The organism is Hyphomicrobium sp. 99 (assembly GCF_000384335.2).
GTDB lineage: Bacteria > Pseudomonadota > Alphaproteobacteria > Rhizobiales > Hyphomicrobiaceae > Hyphomicrobium_B.
In genome coordinates this window covers 2,516,845-2,531,024 of the sequence record NZ_KQ031382.1, presented here as the reverse complement: position 1 = coordinate 2,531,024, position 14,180 = coordinate 2,516,845, and the positions used below count along the sequence as shown (strand labels likewise).

Sequence of the window (14,180 nt, the reverse complement as noted above, 5' to 3'; positions counted from 1 at the left end):
TTTCTCAAAAGATAGATACGCAGGAGTCGCTGCTCGTCGAGCTGCTCCATGTATTCTTTTCAAAGCATGAAAAATTTCTGGGGCTCATGCGCCGCCCACCAAGCGCTACGGCAGTTGTTGGCACGGCGGCATCCGATTAATCGAAATCGGCGCAAGAACCGTGACGACCGGGGCGGCTTATCGCGATTGTAGCGGGGGAGAATTCGAAGCCGCTACTTGCCTGTCTCGGGACAGCGCGGTGGTTGATGTTCAACGAATATCTGATGGCGCGGCATCTTTGGGAGGTACGGCCAGGGGCATTACCGTATTGCTTTACTGCGGCTGGTCTCGGGACGTGACGGTGAAGGGAATGACACCGCCATCCGAGTGATAGTGCTGCCGTACATCGGCGATCCATTCGATCTGGTATTTGCCGGGCGGCAGCGGCTTGGTGACCCGCATCTCGACCTTGAAGACGTCCTCATCCGTCTTTACCCATTCGATCGGCCATATCTCACGCCCGTTGTCGACACCGACAAGCCGGACGTCGGTTAGATGAATCGCTTCCGAGAAATTGATGTTCATCGTGGTCGGGGGTTCGCTCAGGATATCGCCAACGGATGGAACGGACGTGTCGTACATTTCCTGAGCGCGCGCTTGCGCCGCCGTGATTAGCGATGTGCCAAGCATGAGCATGGCGATGTGGACGCCGAGCACGGTTACGGTTCTCATGATCATCTTCTATTGGACGAGGGGTCTTGGTCTAGAAAGCAGCGTCATCAAGCTTCAAGAGAAGTTGACCGCGTAACCGAAGGAATCGAGCCGTTTCGGAATCGCATTGAAGGCGACCGAAATGCGCCGCTCGCCGAGGTTCACCGGCACTTCGTGGAGAAGATAGCTCGGGAATAAAACGAGGTCCCCGGCGGCGATCGTCGGCATCGCCCATTTGCTGCCGTTGAACGGACCGTATTTCACATTCTTGTTCTGATTGCTGAAAATGAAATCGGAACCGCCGAGGCTTTTGTGAAAGACGAGATTTGCTGAGCGATGGGGGCTTGTCAGGTAGAGCACGCCCGATACGAAGCTGTTCGCATGCGTGTGGATCGCTTGCTTTCCGCCGGTTTCGAGGACGTTGATCCAGATCTCTTTGATCGCCCACTCGAGGTCTTCGCCGAAAAGCAAGGCTCCGAACTCGACAAGCTTGGGCCGGATGAGCTCGCTCACCTCGAGAAACGACTCTCGAGCGCTGGGGCTCATAATTTCGCTATGAGAGAGTTGGTTTGATTTATCGTTATCAAGCTTGCGCGAAGCGGCGAACTCCCGGATCAGCCGGCGTATCAGGTCTTCATGCAAAAGCTTTTCAACGCGCATCACTGGCGTGGGAAATAGCTGAGCAATTTGGCACATGAATGCTTAGTGTCTCCGAGGTTAGTCGCGCCCTTTTGCATTTGTCTTGTGAACAACCGATGACAGTGAAGCAGCGGAATATTTCGGTAGCGCGCCGACCGGCATCGCGGCATTGTCCCGCCGCGAAAATCGTTGCGGAGGGGAAATGCTAAAGGTTTGCCGTCGTCTTCTCGTTGTTGTTTCGATTGCGACCGCGTTGTCCGCAACGTTCGTCTTACGCGTTTCAGCTCTGCCCTTTGCTGCCATGGGTGCAATCAATCAACCGAACTCCGCTGTGACGAAAGTTCACGGCTTTCACTGTCGCAGAGAGTTGGGATGGGACGCGAAGGTCGGCGTGCATCATTATCACCGCCATGATGGAATCTGCAAAGACTACCAGCGATGTGTCAGTCAGGCGCGCCGCTGCAGCATGGTACTGGGACGCGGTTGGGAGAGCTGGCAGTATGAGCGTTGGGGCTACGACAACTGGCGTTATACCGACTGCATGATGCGCAATGGCTGCTATTAGCCGCCGGCCCTCGTGCTTATTGAACCCTCCGGCGGAATGAGGTGATCCAATGTCGCGATTAATGTCAGCAGCGATGCTTTGTGTCGTGCTGCTTCCTGCGCAACCTTTGCTTGCTGCCAGCGTGACAGTCGCTGGCGAAAGCCCGAGGGAGAACATCACCCTAACGATTGAGGACGTGGCCGTGAACGACGTCCTTCAGAACTTGGGTGAGAAATACGGATTCGAAGTTGGCGGGGTGGAGAAGGTCGATGAGGGCGGCGACACGCTGTCCGCGACCCTCTCGGGGGACCTCTACAGCATTCTCGAGCGCCTGCTTCGCAACCGCAATCACGTTATCGTTCGTTCAGCCAATACCGTAAGCGGTATCGAGAAGGTCATGATCATCGACGCTGCTTACGGCACCCGCAAGCCGAAGACCGTCATGCGCGCGACCGCGGGGATTGCTCCAGAGGCGCCTCGTCAGGCTTATGCCGAGGACAAGAAAAGTGCTGCTCCACGAAATGTCGGAAGCGGTCCGGACGAATAAGTTATCTGAGCATGTGCTTGTTGATGCACATGCCATGTGCTGGCTCGTCGCCCTAGCGTTTGAGGGGCACAGCGAGCGAATTGCCATCGCTGCGCTCTAAAAACACGGACGCTGATTCCACCCTCGCAACGCGCCAGCTTCCCACCGTGTCCCCAATCTCGACTCGGAAGCTGGGTCCATCGGGGGCTTTGCGCATGAGCGCGATTGCGCGATCGTCGTTGAGAACCACACCGAGCAATTCATAGCTTGGCTTCTCATCGGCCGACGTTCCGTCCTGGCGCTTTGCAGCTTGTGTCTCGGCTGGTCGCCTGCGGCTCGGGGCGAGCAGTGGGCGCTCGACGGTGTCCCTGAGTTCATCCTTCGCGATCGAAGCCAAGGGATTGCCGATCGAGATTTGTCTCGAGGCCTTGCTTTCATCTTCCGATGACCCGCCAGGATCGGTGTTACTCTGCGGTTCGCCGTATGCGATGGGCGACACAGCGCTCATGGTGCTTTGCTGCTGGTTGTCGAACCAGACTAGGGCAGCAAGAGCCAGACAAGCCATAATCATCAGGTGGAGGCGGTACTGCTTCATCCCTCAGGGTGCCCCGTTCTTCTGAGAAAAGCCGCTCAACTGAAGCGTCACATCGAATGGGCCGATGTAATGCGGATCTGGAGTGCGGAAATCGTCCTGCTTCGATCGAATGGTGATCTCATCGAGAAAGATCAACGGTGTGCCCGCCTCCAAGCTGTAAAGAATATCGCGCAGTCCATCGACGCCGACGCTGATCGAAAGACTCATGGGAATGCGCACTAAATTTCCTTCCTCCTGCGGTGGCAGGATTTGAAAACTTGATGCGGCTGCGCCGTGAGCGATGACAAGATTATTCATCAATTTTTGCAGGTTTGCGCCCGCGATTCCGGTGGTTTCACCTTTGAGCAGCAGATCCGTGTCTTGTCCGAGAACGGCCAATTCGCTGTTCTCTTTGCGAATCTCTCCCTCTCTGGCCAACTGCTGCTGGAGTTTCGATAGGATCTCCTGGTGTTCCGCTATGGCGGCATCGATTGAGCGCAAGTGCACGAAAGGCATGGCCGCGAACAGTGCCATGAGCACGAGCACGCCTGCCAATGCCGTAAGGGAAGCAACGCTGGCGGAGATCTCGGAGCGCGCGTTCATGGCTGAGCCTCCAATTGCGCGCCGCCTTGAGCGCGACTGACGATGGAGAACGTTCCGACGGTGTCACCTTCTTGGCGGGTTGTCGGAGCGGAAAAGCGAACGTCCTCAAAATGCGGACTGTCCTCGAGCTTCGTGATCAATGCCGTTGGATCATCGGATTTTCCGACGATCCGCGTCTCGCGGCCGTGAATTTCAAACTCGGTAAGGTAGGCGTTGTCTGGCAACGCCCGGCTCATGGCTTCGAGTAAAAGAAATGCCGGTGGCTCGACGATCTTGCGATTGGTCAGGTGCTCTCGCTGTTCCTTCAGTCGCGTATTTTCCTCGTTGAGCTTCCTGATTTCCTCGATCTGAGATTTGCCGGCGACGATTTTCTCTTCCAGCTCGTCGTTCTGAGACATGCGGTCGAAGGATGAGTAGAGGCCGAAACTTCCTATCGCGACGCTCGCTGCGAGAAGAACCATCAACACGATGTGGAGGACTTGCGCGGTCTGTTGCAGCGCATCGGCTTCCAAGGACAAAAGCTCAATGCCCGTCGCCGCTTGGGGTTCGGATGCGAAATCGACGGCATAAGGTTTCAGTCCGAGCGCATAGGCCCGATGCACTGCGGTGTCGACGATTTTTCGCGTCGTTGCTGCGACGTAGATGTCGAGCTGGTCCGGGGCGTTGGGGTTGTTGCCGACGATCTGATAACCGTAGCAGGTTGCGTCAACCGGCCATGGGACGATGCGTTCCATCTGGTTTCGCAGCACGGGTCCGATGACATCGCTTGCGGCAGCAGGAATTTGAACGGTGCGGTCGACAATGTCGTTTGCCGATAGGCGCAATAGGACCCGCTTGCGGTCTTTGTTCGCCTGCTGGATGGCGCGCTTTCGGAGCGCTGCGACCTCCTCCGGCGCAGCGTTTGCCGAGAGCGTTAGGATAGGGCCCCTCGCGCCCGCGTCGCTGACGTGCACCGACATTCCTCCAGGAGTGCTCAGCAGAAGCGTGCTCCAGCCGCGCGGTCCCGAGCTGTGGGCCGTTAGTATGCGGCTTAATTCGCGGATCCACCGCGCATAAAGCTGAGCGATGGCGCTCGAGAGTTTGTCTACGGTCATGGTGCTACTCTGGCGATCTCGTTCTGCATGTCGATCAATTGGGAAGCGCAAGGGGACGTTCGGAAATCACACGATAGGGTGCGTCGTTGTCGAAGCCGGGTATGAGAACGAAGGCCTTGGTTGCACGATAGTCTTGGTCGGGCCTCGACGTTTCGACCGACACCAAGTAGGCGGGTCCGGTTTCATCCGTGAAGAAGGAGCTGACTTTCTCCATCACCGGAGGAGCGTTTGACTGGTCATTGCCGGCGGCTCGCACGAACGTCCTTACCTTCTCGATATCGAATAGGGTCATGTTGGGAACGGAGGAGAGAACGGCGGCGGGTGCGGACAGAGGATTTACAAGACCGTTGCGGCTATAGACGGTGAGATACGGCACGAGCTGCTTGTAGAGTTCCAACGTCATACCCTCGACGTAACGAAGTTGGGCAACGTGCATGAAAGCAGCAGGGCGAGAGGAACCGTTCGATTTTGCGCCACTCTTTGGACTGTTCTGTTCCAACTCGCCAAGAGTTTCGCCACGGGCCTTGAGAATGCGATCGCGGATTTCTCTCGCCTGCTGATCGGACGAGGTGAATTGTTGAAAAAGGCCGAGTAGAAGGCCGCCATCTGCTTTGTTCAGGTCGATGAGGCCGTTTGGGTCTTCTATGGTGATCTTCAGGTTAGTGCCCGCAAACATCACGTGGTGAGGGTTGCCATCTGCCGGCCAGCGCATCTCTTCCTCCTCGTCCATCAAGCGTGCGGCGGCGATCTCGGCACCCGCGTCGAGAAGCGCTTCTGCGCTCGCCATCTGAATTTCAGAGGATGCTAAGGACGCGCCGCTGCGCGCCGTGACGCCGAAGGTCATCACGAGAAGAGCCGCAGACGCGATGATCCACAGAACGATGAGAAGTGCCACACCGCGTTGTCTGTCCGCATGTTTATCGCTGCACGGGCCAGATGGCGGAAAGATCAGTCTAGTCATGTCCAGATCTCTCTCTGGAGTGGGCCTCGTCTCGATCACTGTTTGGAGTTCTCCCGAGTGCACCGTCCGTCGCGGCGCTGCAAAGCGGGGACTTTTCCTCAAGGCAGGCAAGTTCCGCATCGGCGCGAATGGTCACTACGAGCGGCGGGGAGATGGGTTGCTGCCGGCTCACGTCGATGATCTCGAGGCGCACGAGATCAGGGAGCCGGTTCGCAGAGGGCCACGACGTAAGCCAGTCCTTTGGCCCATCGCTCGCTATGGCGTAGGAAAATCGATAGACGAACGGTCCCTCGAGCAGAGGCACTTGATTTGCCGGTGTCGCGCTCGGCAATGTCTGCACGCCCATTTGATAGGGAGCGCGAGCTCTGATCAGCTCTGTGCCTTGGACTCCAGCGGCGGCCGAATAACTGACGAAGTACGGACCAGTTTCAGACGGGTAAGGTGGCTCCAGGGTGACGAAGGAGAGCGCATCGCGGGTGCCGGAAAAGAGGTAGCGCGGAGATCCGCCATCGACCCTGATCAAGCGCTGCAGGCCTGCTGTATCTCTATTCAGGATGTCGTACGTGCGGGAGACCATGTCCAAGGTCTCGATATGTTTTGAGCTCGCCTCCCAGTTCTTCGAGAAGATGCGGATCCCAATGCCCAAGAGCCCGAGAACGACGCTCAAGATGGTGAGGCTGACGAGCATCTCGATGAGCGTGAAGCCGGCTTCGTCAGCCCGCTTGATGCCGACGCCGGTCCGGCTTTTTAGCATTGATGCGCTGCTATTCATCGGAACGTCCGAACTTCAGCGTATCAAGTTGCACGCGTCTTGCTCGGTCCCAAGTGACGGCGACGCGGATGCGATTGAGGCGCCATTGATTTGATTTGATGGTGCCCCAAGGAGCCTCTTCCCGCGCAATCACGATTGACCAATTAAAGCGGCCGTCCGTTCCGCTTCGAGAACCTGGATGAATGTTCCACCCGCTCGTTGCCTCTGCGAGCAGAGATTGGGCAACTATGCGTGCTCTCGTTCCATCAGTGGCAGCACTCGCCGTTCGCATGGCAGCCGAGTGCGCCTCGTAGAGGCTTACGAATGCGATTGCGAGGATCGTCAGTGCCGTCATGGTCTCAAGCAGCGTGAAACCTGCGCGGGGATCTTCAGCCAATTCCTCAATTGAGCACCCTTGTCGAGACCCGGCCTGTGAGCCAGTTGACGCGAACCTCATAGGCTTGCCTTTCGGTACTCAATTTGATCGTCGCTCCCGTGGAGCTGCCGTTCGGGAAGAAGCGAATTCCGCTCGTCGTCGGGGAGCGGCGTTCGCTTTCGGCGGCAGTCACGGCGACAGCAATGGCGCGATTGATGGTCACTGGTGCGCGTCCATCGTTGAACTCTACCCAGTGGGCGTTGACGTCGATAAGAGCCACCCGGTCCTTTCCCTTGGTGATGGCGACCGAGCGCAGGTCGCGCAAACGGGAAGCCGTCTGCATCGCAGCCGCCTTTAGCTCCAGCGCGGCCGTTCCCGGGCGATTGAATGTCGATAGAGCAACGACCATCATGCCGACTACGACCATCACGGCCAGAACCTCGAACAACGTGAAGCCAGCGGCGCGATTATCGGGCGCGCTATTTCGAGGTCGAGACATCCTGATCCTCGCCTTCTCCACCCTCGCGCTTATCGGCGCCCAGCGAAATGATATCGAAGGCTGCGCGCTGGCCAGGAACGCGGTAAAGGTATGGCTGTCCCCAGGGATCGAGCGGCACTCGATCGGTTTTGAGATATGGGCCATTCCAGGTTTTGATGTCGGATGGTTGCTGCACGAGCGCGTTGAGGCCCTCGCGCGCATTTGGATAACGGCCGGTATCGAGCTTGAACAACTCGAGCGAGGTGCTCAGGCTCTCGATCTGGACCTTTGCGGTCTTTGTGCGCGAGCTGCCGAGATAACCCATGACGCGGGGCGCAACGAGGCTTGCGAGCAGCACGAGGATCGTCATCACGACCAGAAGCTCGATGAGTGTGAAGCCGGCCTCGTGGGATCGGGCGGCCGCAACACGGCGGTCGCCACGGCGGAATAGGTCAAGAATTGAGAACATTGCCTTACCCTTTAGATCGTTTGTGAATGTCGTTAGAGCGCCAAGTCGTTGACGCTGATGACGGCGCTCAGAATGGACATGATGATGCCGGCGACAAAACCGCTCACGAGCAGAATGATGACGGGCTCTAGGATCGTGAACGTCCGCTGCACCGACGTTTCGAGCTTTTCCTCAAACATATCCGCCATGTGGGAGAGCGATGCCGTCAGGTTGCCGGTCTCTTCGCCAACGCGCAGCATGTTGACGACGACGGGCGGGAACAGGCCGGAGCGTGACAGCGGCTCGAGAAAGCTCTTTCCTTTGCGAAGTGCGTCATAGGTTTCGTCGAGAACGCCGGCGGCGAACTTGCTGCCGATGACCTCACGCACGAGCTTCATCGCGACCGGCAGCGCAACTCCGTTCTCAAGTAGAATTCCGAGTGCGCGGCAGAAGCGGATGGTGAGATTGAGCTGGAGAATTGTGCCGATCAGCGGCACCCGGAGCAAAGACGTCTCGATCTTTTGCCGGCCGAGCCCTCGTTGCCAGGCGAACACCACGGCCAGCACGGCGAGGCTGAGCCCGATGAGCAAATAGTGTCCATTGGCGAGAAGCCAGTCCGACGCCCCGATGACGATGCGTGCCTGTTCGGGAATAGTCGTGCCGCCCTGGACGATCATCTGCTTGAAGCGCGGCACGACGAACAGAAGCATGATCGTAACGGCGGCGATGGCGACGACAATCAAGATGCTGGGATAAAGAACTTGCGACAGGGCTTTGCCGCGGAGCTTTTGTGCTTTTTCGCGCCATTGGGCGATGCGATCGAGAACGGGTTCAAGTGTGCCGCTCGCCTCGGCGACGCGTACCATGCTGACATAGATGGGCGGGAACGCCTTGCCTTGCGCCTCGAGGGCTTCGTGGAAACTTTTTCCACTCCTGATCAGACCGGCGATGTTGCCGATGAGCAGCTTCAATTTTTTGGAGCGTGCGTCGATTTCCAAGAAGCCGAGAGACTGATCGAGTGGGAGTCCCGCCTTCAGCAGCATGGCAAGCTCACGCGTAAATAGGGTAATCTGGCTGTCGGAAGGTTTGCCGGAAATATGTCCGATCGTGCCTTTCCCTTGGCCAGCGCGGTTGCTCTCACTGACATCGACAGCCAGATGTCCGAGTTTGTGCAGGTACTCGACGACGCTGGCGGGACTGACGGCGTCCATTTCGCCGGTCAGTTTGCCGCCGCTGCGGGTAACAGCGCTATATCTGTAGACGGTCACTCGAGTTCCTCGCGGTGGCTATATATCTAGCGCCACCCGGCGCACTTCCTCGGGCGTGGTCAGCCCGGCGCTGCACTTCGCGAGTCCATCTTTGACCATTTTTGTCATGCCGTTTCGGCACGCCACTTCCTCGATCGCCGCCGGGCGCGCATTCGGCTGTATGAGATTTCGGATCTCATCATCCACGTCCAGCACCTCGGCGATGACGATGCGATCACTGTAGCCCGTTCCGAAGCATCGATCGCAACCGACCGAACGCCAGTGCTTTTGACCGGCTAGCTCCGAGGCCGTCGATCCATGTTGCCGGGAAAAAAGAGCGTCGTCAGGCGACGCCGCTAATTCCTTGCAGTGGGTGCACAAGACTCTGACGAGTCGCTGACCGATGACGCAGCGGAGCGAGGAGGCAAGAAGGAAGGCGTCGATACCCATATCAAGAAGCCGCGGGATTGCACCAGCAGCGGTGTTTGTGTGGAGGGTCGACAGCACGAGATGGCCTGTGAGTGCGGCATGGATGCCGATACTCGCCGTCTCGGCATCGCGCATCTCGCCGACCATCATGACATCGGGATCATGCCTCAAGAACGAACGCAAAGCGTTCGCAAAGGTAAGGCCGATCGCAGGTTTCGCCTGCGTTTGATTTACACCGTTGATCTCGTACTCGATGGGGTCCTCGATCGACAGGATTTTTCGGTGCGATTGATTGAGCACGGAGAGCGCGGTCGCGAGCGTGGTGGTTTTGCCGCTTCCCGTCGGTCCCGTGACGAGGATCAGACCGTAGGGGGCGGAAAGCTGGTTGCGAATGACGTTCTCATCACGGGGTGAAAAGCCGAGTGCAGAGAACTCCAAGACGCGGCGGACGTTGTCGAGCAAGCGGATTGCGACTGCTTCGCCATGGATCGTCGGTACGGTGGCAATACGCAAATCGAGACGGTGATCGTCGACGCGGATGCGGGCACGCCCGTCTTGCGGCAGTCGCCGCTCGGCGATGTTCAAGCCGGAGAGGATCTTGATACGGGAGATGATTGCCTTCGACATTTGCGATGGAGGCGGTGCGGTATCGCGAAGCATGCCGTCCACGCGCATGCGAATGGAAAGGCGTCCGTCGAAGGGCTCAATATGGATGTCGGTGGCGCGCGTGTGGACCGCGTCCTGAAGCATTTGATTTACAAATCGTACGACGGGCGCGCCGAGGGCCATGTCGCGCAAATGCTCGACATCGTCTCCCGACGTTTCTGTTCGTGCTTCCGTCCAAACCGACGGCGCGTCGCGGCGACGGGCCGCATGCTCGATCGCAGTCTGAATGTCCTCGGCCGATGCGGCGAGTGGGATGATCGGACGCTCCAATGCCAGACGCACGGCGTTGATCGTCCTGACGTCGGACGGATCCTCCATGGCGAGGAGAACGGCGCCGTCGACTTCTTCGAGCGGAAAGACCTTATTTTCGCGAAGAAACGCATGAGAAATGCTGGTGAAGTCGGACTGCTGATTCAACCATTGGTCTTCTCGGACGACCTGCACGCCGTGATATTCGGCAATCGCGTGAACCAGCGCGTGCGTGGTCAGCGCAGAGGATTTTCGCAAAGCGGCATGCAGCGTCGCTCCTGTCTCTCGACGAATGCGCTCAACCTTCTCGAAGTCGGTCCTCGATATGAGGCCGCGCTCGAGCAGGTAGTCCTCGAACGAGGGGGATACATCTCGTGCGACGCTCGCGTGATCGCTCGTACTAACTCTTTGGATTTGAGAACCGTCCACCGTGGGCCATGGGTTTTGCGCAGTACCCGACCCGCTCGAAGCAGTGGCCGTGGATGCAAATTTACGATCGCTCAATGCCGTGCGGCATCGCGCGGCGGAGATTGTCGCAAAGCTGTGACAGGCAGATGTCATGGCATTGCTGGGGACATCAACAAGTAGACGATGACGTCATCCGACTGCGGTCTCGGCGACGTCACCGACGACGGTCGTTCGGTAGGTACCTTCGTCGGTCAACCATCGTGTGGATGTGCGCACGCGGCGGATGGAGTGTGTGTCGCGCATTGAATGTGGGGGCGCGCATTGTGAAGGATTGATGACGTTACGTGTGGGCAACAGGCGAAATTCAAAGACGAAGAGCGACGAAGGAAACTGGTGCGATGTGCGAAGCGATCGCGATAAGGCGTCGCGCGCTCTGTTTCGAGTCACCGAAGTTGCAGCGTCGTGAATGTGAAAGAAGCGGGAATGTCCGCATTTTGGGTGGTTTTGTATTCGGGACTCGCGTGAGCAAGTGAAGTTTCGGCCGGTCGACCGCGTTCGAAGCTCGATCGCAAGAGGGTAAGATCCTGCAAGTTTTCTCTTCTGCACTTAGCGACGCAAGGCGCGCGTTGATGATTTGCCGGGTCCGGTCGTTCTTGGCGAGCCTGGTTTGCGCAGTGCTTACGGCCTGTTCGGCTCCGGGCGCGGTGCCCTCGTTGGAGCCGCCGGATCTGATCGACCAATTGTCGAACGCAAATCTATCGGCCAACGCCGGACGACCGACGCGTCAGCAAAGTCCGGAAGGATCAAAGGTCGATGGTTATGCCGAAAAATATGTAGGCACCGACACGGTGGCTAAGCCCAGGCAAACATTGCATGGTGTCACGCAGGGGCCGAACGGCTACGAGCTGAATTTCAATGATGCCGAGCTTTCCGATCTGGCGAAAGTCATATTGAAGGACACGCTTAGCATTCCTTACGCCTACGATCCCGCCGTGCAGGGACGCGTGACGCTATCGACTGGCGGCGCCGTGTCGCGGGAGGAATTGCTTTCGATACTCGAAAGCACGTTGGCGATGTATCATGGAGCCTTGATCGTCGAGGGCAGCCTCTATCGCATCGTTCCGGAGACGGAAGGCAATCTCAAAGCTGTCTCTTCCTTCGACTATGCGAGGGAACGTGAATCCGTTGGTCCGGGTTTTGGCGTGACGATCATGCCGCTCAAGTTCGTTTCGACCGAGACGATGAAGCGGATGCTCGAGTCCGTCTCGGCACGCCAAGACGGCCTTGGAGTGAGCATCGATAAGAATCTGCTCATCATTCGCGGCACGGGCCGCGAGCGTCAATCGCTTCTTGAACTGGCGTCGATGTTCGATGTCGATTGGATGCGCGGACAGTCGGCCGGCATCTATGTCCTTAAGAATGCGGCGCCCGACGATGTCATCAAGGAGCTCCAGCAGGTCTTCCAGGCTGAAGGGCAGGGCAAGGATCTCGTTCGCTTTCAGCCGATCGCCCGATTGAACGCGATCCTGATGCTGACACAGAAATCCAAACTTCTGGATGAGGCCGAGACCTGGATTGCCCGTCTCGATCGCGCCGGCGGCGAGGGTGAGGACTTTTACGTTTACCGCGTGGAGAACGGGCGGGCCAAAGATCTTGCGGCTTTGCTCATGGAGGCATTCACGGGATCGAGCGGCGCCGGCGGCCGTCACGCCGAGGAAACACAGGTTGCGCCCACCGAGATCGCCACCAGTATGAGTTCGCAAAGCCGTGGTAGCAGTAACAGCAGCGGCGGAGAGCGAGATGGTCAAGCGTCTTCTGACAAGCGCACTGGTGGCAATGGTACCGCGTCGCTGACAACGTCGTCGTCGCTCGCAGCCGATACGATGGGAATTTCGGGCGCCGGAGGCGGTCAATCGCGCGGGGCGGAGGTTCGCATCACGCCGGATGAGCGCAACAACAAGCTTCTCATCAAGGCGTCGGGCGCGGACCTGCGGAAAATCCTCAGCATTCTGCGCCGCATCGATCAGCCGCCTCTGCAGGTGCTGATCAACGCCACGCTGGCGGAAGTGACGCTCAACGATAATCTCAAGTATGGCGTGCAATTCTTCCTGCAGAAGAGAGACGGTAAGAGCGGCGGCCTTGGCTTCACGAACGGATCGCAGATCGAAATTTCGCCGTCCGCGCCCGGCCTGAACTTCATTGTCGGCAACATAGCCTCGAACCCGAGAGTCGTGCTTGACGCGCTGGCTACCGAAACCGCGGTGCGTGTCGTCTCGTCGCCATCGGTCGTGGTGCTGCATAATCAGACGGCGACGTTACAGGTCGGCGACGAGGTTCCGATCACCACACGGCAGGCAACGAGCGTCATCAATCCCGACTCACCGGTGGTGAACGAGATCACGTTCAAAAATACCGGTGTGATCCTCAAGGTCACGCCCAGGATCAATTCGAACGGTCTCGTGACGATGGAGATCGAGCAGGAGATCAGCGCTGTGGCCGGTGCCACGAGTTCCGAGACGTTGACGCCGACCATTTCGCAGCGTCGCATCAGCAGTACGATTGCGGTGCAAAGCGGGCAAATGGTCGTGCTCGGTGGTCTCATAAGCGAGCAAGTCGATCGTGAGAAGAAGCGCGTTCCCGTCGTGAGCAAGATTCCCTATCTGGGCGACATGATCGGCAATACCACCAACGGCAAGTCCAGAGCAGAGCTCGTTGTGTTCTTACGGCCCGTCGTCATCCACGATCCGCAGGACGCGAGTAACGTTGCTGAGGCCGTTCGCGGCGGAATGCAGTCCATGGCACCGCGGGCAGCGGCTTGGGATACTCAGATCGAAAATCGCAAGCTCAAATAGCTCGCTCAACGGACGGACGGCATCAAAGTCCAGTTGAGGCGCCCGGCGCCATAACGCCGGCGCACCAGACCAGCCAGATCGACGGCCCGAGGAAGACGCCGAACGGGATTGCCGTCGTTCCTTCTATGGCGCGAATGTTTCGCACATTGGCCAAAAACACGTAGAGGAACGCCATCCCACATGAGAGCAGCAACACGTGGCCCAGTCCCTCGTAGCCGGTCCATGCGCCTGCAGCTCCCGCGAGCTTGACGTCGCCGAAGCCGATGCCTTCTCGTCCCCGCCAACGTCGATACAACTCCCTGATGCCATAGAGCGCAGCCGCGCCGAAGACTGCGGCTCCGAGATGCATCAGGACGGCTTCGCCGCCGAACGAGGAGCCGTTGCCGAACCCGTGCGCGATGAGCAGACCGGCCGGAATCGCGGGTAGCGATAGAATGTCCGGTATGATGAAGTGCTCCGCATCGGTCGCCGCGATGGCAAGCATCGACCATCCCAGCAAGCATGAGACGAGCGCAACGTCAGGGGAGAAGACGGCGAAGGAGACCGCACCAATCAGTGCAACCAGCGCAGCGATCAGCGCGAACTTTTGTCGTGATGTCATCTCAGTCTCTTTGAAACACGGGCAATGCTCGGTCACAAAGCTTG

16 protein-coding genes are annotated in these 14,180 nt (G+C 58.3%); 3 read left to right on the top strand and 13 right to left on the bottom strand.

Annotated features, from left to right (window positions below; genetic code table 11):
* Positions 1-312 precede the first annotated feature (312 nt).
* Both G359_RS12140 and G359_RS12135 read right to left on the bottom strand, forming a co-directional pair.
* Positions 313-711: a copper resistance CopC family protein gene (locus G359_RS12140; RefSeq protein ID WP_197077569.1), complete on the bottom strand. Its 399-nt coding sequence runs from the start codon at positions 709-711 to the stop codon at positions 313-315.
* A 54-nt stretch (positions 712-765) separates the two neighbouring features.
* On the bottom strand, positions 766-1,350 hold the full coding sequence (locus G359_RS12135) for a TIGR02466 family protein (RefSeq protein ID WP_256363875.1): 585 nt from the start codon (positions 1,348-1,350) through the stop codon (positions 766-768).
* Between the two features lie 181 nt (positions 1,351-1,531).
* Between G359_RS12135 and G359_RS12130 the strand changes: the two genes are divergently transcribed.
* Both G359_RS12130 and G359_RS12125 read left to right on the top strand, forming a co-directional pair.
* On the top strand, positions 1,532-1,894 hold the full coding sequence (locus G359_RS12130) for a hypothetical protein (RefSeq protein WP_045836342.1): 363 nt from the start codon (positions 1,532-1,534) through the stop codon (positions 1,892-1,894).
* Positions 1,895-1,943: 49 nt separating this feature from the next.
* Positions 1,944-2,420, top strand: coding sequence for a hypothetical protein (locus G359_RS12125; protein ID WP_045836341.1), 477 nt, complete (start codon positions 1,944-1,946; stop codon positions 2,418-2,420).
* Between the two features lie 52 nt (positions 2,421-2,472).
* Here G359_RS12125 and G359_RS12120 read toward each other — a convergent pair whose 3' ends face one another.
* From G359_RS12120 to G359_RS12075, 10 genes are read right to left on the bottom strand one after another with little or no spacing between them, the layout of a single operon-like run.
* Entirely contained in the window at positions 2,473-2,994 is a 522-nt protein-coding gene (locus G359_RS12120; protein ID WP_045836340.1) for a hypothetical protein, read from the bottom strand.
* A 3-nt stretch (positions 2,995-2,997) separates the two neighbouring features.
* A complete protein-coding gene (gspM, locus tag G359_RS12115; RefSeq protein WP_045836339.1) occupies positions 2,998-3,576 on the bottom strand; it encodes a type II secretion system protein GspM in 579 nt (192 codons plus the stop codon).
* Positions 3,573-4,670 (bottom strand): PilN domain-containing protein, encoded by a 1,098-nt coding sequence (locus G359_RS12110; RefSeq protein WP_045836338.1) that lies wholly within the window; start codon positions 4,668-4,670, stop codon positions 3,573-3,575. Before G359_RS12110 ends, gspM begins: the two co-directional genes overlap by 4 nt.
* 34 nt (positions 4,671-4,704) lie before the next feature.
* Positions 4,705-5,631, bottom strand: a complete 927-nt coding sequence (locus tag G359_RS12105) for a type II secretion system minor pseudopilin (protein ID WP_197077568.1) — start codon at positions 5,629-5,631, stop codon at positions 4,705-4,707.
* Positions 5,624-6,385, bottom strand: coding sequence for a PulJ/GspJ family protein (locus tag G359_RS12100; protein ID WP_045836336.1), 762 nt, complete (start codon positions 6,383-6,385; stop codon positions 5,624-5,626). The genes G359_RS12105 and G359_RS12100 overlap by 8 nt, the downstream gene beginning before the upstream one ends.
* Positions 6,386-6,395: 10 nt before the next feature.
* Complete coding sequence (locus G359_RS12095) at positions 6,396-6,779, bottom strand: type IV pilus modification PilV family protein (protein WP_045836335.1); 384 nt, start codon at positions 6,777-6,779, stop codon at positions 6,396-6,398.
* Positions 6,780-6,783: 4 nt separating this feature from the next.
* Entirely contained in the window at positions 6,784-7,257 is a 474-nt protein-coding gene (locus G359_RS12090; protein WP_045836334.1) for a GspH/FimT family pseudopilin, read from the bottom strand.
* A complete protein-coding gene (gene gspG, locus G359_RS12085; protein ID WP_052699343.1) occupies positions 7,238-7,705 on the bottom strand; it encodes a type II secretion system major pseudopilin GspG in 468 nt (155 codons plus the stop codon). Before gspG ends, G359_RS12090 begins: the two co-directional genes overlap by 20 nt.
* 32 nt (positions 7,706-7,737) lie before the next feature.
* A complete protein-coding gene (locus G359_RS12080; protein ID WP_245280010.1) occupies positions 7,738-8,952 on the bottom strand; it encodes a type II secretion system F family protein in 1,215 nt (404 codons plus the stop codon).
* 18 nt (positions 8,953-8,970) lie between these two features.
* Positions 8,971-10,704 carry a GspE/PulE family protein gene (locus tag G359_RS12075; protein WP_245280009.1) on the bottom strand — a complete coding sequence of 578 codons (1,734 nt, stop codon included), beginning with the start codon at positions 10,702-10,704 and terminating at the stop codon, positions 8,971-8,973.
* A gap of 719 nt (positions 10,705-11,423) precedes the next feature.
* Between G359_RS12075 and gspD the strand changes: the two genes are divergently transcribed.
* Entirely contained in the window at positions 11,424-13,535 is a 2,112-nt protein-coding gene (gspD, locus tag G359_RS12070; RefSeq protein ID WP_245280008.1) for a type II secretion system secretin GspD, read from the top strand.
* Positions 13,536-13,557: 22 nt separating this feature from the next.
* Here gspD and G359_RS12065 read toward each other — a convergent pair whose 3' ends face one another.
* The gene (locus G359_RS12065; RefSeq protein ID WP_052699342.1) at positions 13,558-14,136 is read right to left on the bottom strand and encodes a prepilin peptidase; all 579 of its coding nucleotides are present in this window, start codon (positions 14,134-14,136) and stop codon (positions 13,558-13,560) included.
* Between the last annotated feature and the right edge of the window lie 44 nt (positions 14,137-14,180).

What these genes read in the sequence shown, in the direction of transcription:
- G359_RS12140 (WP_197077569.1), bottom strand. Translation starts at nt 711, where the DNA reads ATGAGAACCGTAACCGTGCTCGGCGTCCACATCGCCATGCTCATGCTT.
- G359_RS12135 (WP_256363875.1), bottom strand. Translation starts at nt 1,350, where the DNA reads ATGCGCGTTGAAAAGCTTTTGCATGAAGACCTGATACGCCGGCTGATC.
- G359_RS12130 (WP_045836342.1), top strand. Translation starts at nt 1,532, where the DNA reads ATGCTAAAGGTTTGCCGTCGTCTTCTCGTTGTTGTTTCGATTGCGACC.
- G359_RS12125 (WP_045836341.1), top strand. Translation starts at nt 1,944, where the DNA reads ATGTCGCGATTAATGTCAGCAGCGATGCTTTGTGTCGTGCTGCTTCCT.
- G359_RS12120 (WP_045836340.1), bottom strand. Translation starts at nt 2,994, where the DNA reads ATGAAGCAGTACCGCCTCCACCTGATGATTATGGCTTGTCTGGCTCTT.
- gspM (WP_045836339.1), bottom strand. Translation starts at nt 3,576, where the DNA reads ATGAACGCGCGCTCCGAGATCTCCGCCAGCGTTGCTTCCCTTACGGCA.
- G359_RS12110 (WP_045836338.1), bottom strand. Translation starts at nt 4,670, where the DNA reads ATGACCGTAGACAAACTCTCGAGCGCCATCGCTCAGCTTTATGCGCGG.
- G359_RS12105 (WP_197077568.1), bottom strand. Translation starts at nt 5,631, where the DNA reads ATGACTAGACTGATCTTTCCGCCATCTGGCCCGTGCAGCGATAAACAT.
- G359_RS12100 (WP_045836336.1), bottom strand. Translation starts at nt 6,385, where the DNA reads ATGCTAAAAAGCCGGACCGGCGTCGGCATCAAGCGGGCTGACGAAGCC.
- G359_RS12090 (WP_045836334.1), bottom strand. Translation starts at nt 7,257, where the DNA reads ATGTCTCGACCTCGAAATAGCGCGCCCGATAATCGCGCCGCTGGCTTC.
- gspG (WP_052699343.1), bottom strand. Translation starts at nt 7,705, where the DNA reads ATGTTCTCAATTCTTGACCTATTCCGCCGTGGCGACCGCCGTGTTGCG.
- G359_RS12065 (WP_052699342.1), bottom strand. Translation starts at nt 14,136, where the DNA reads ATGACATCACGACAAAAGTTCGCGCTGATCGCTGCGCTGGTTGCACTG.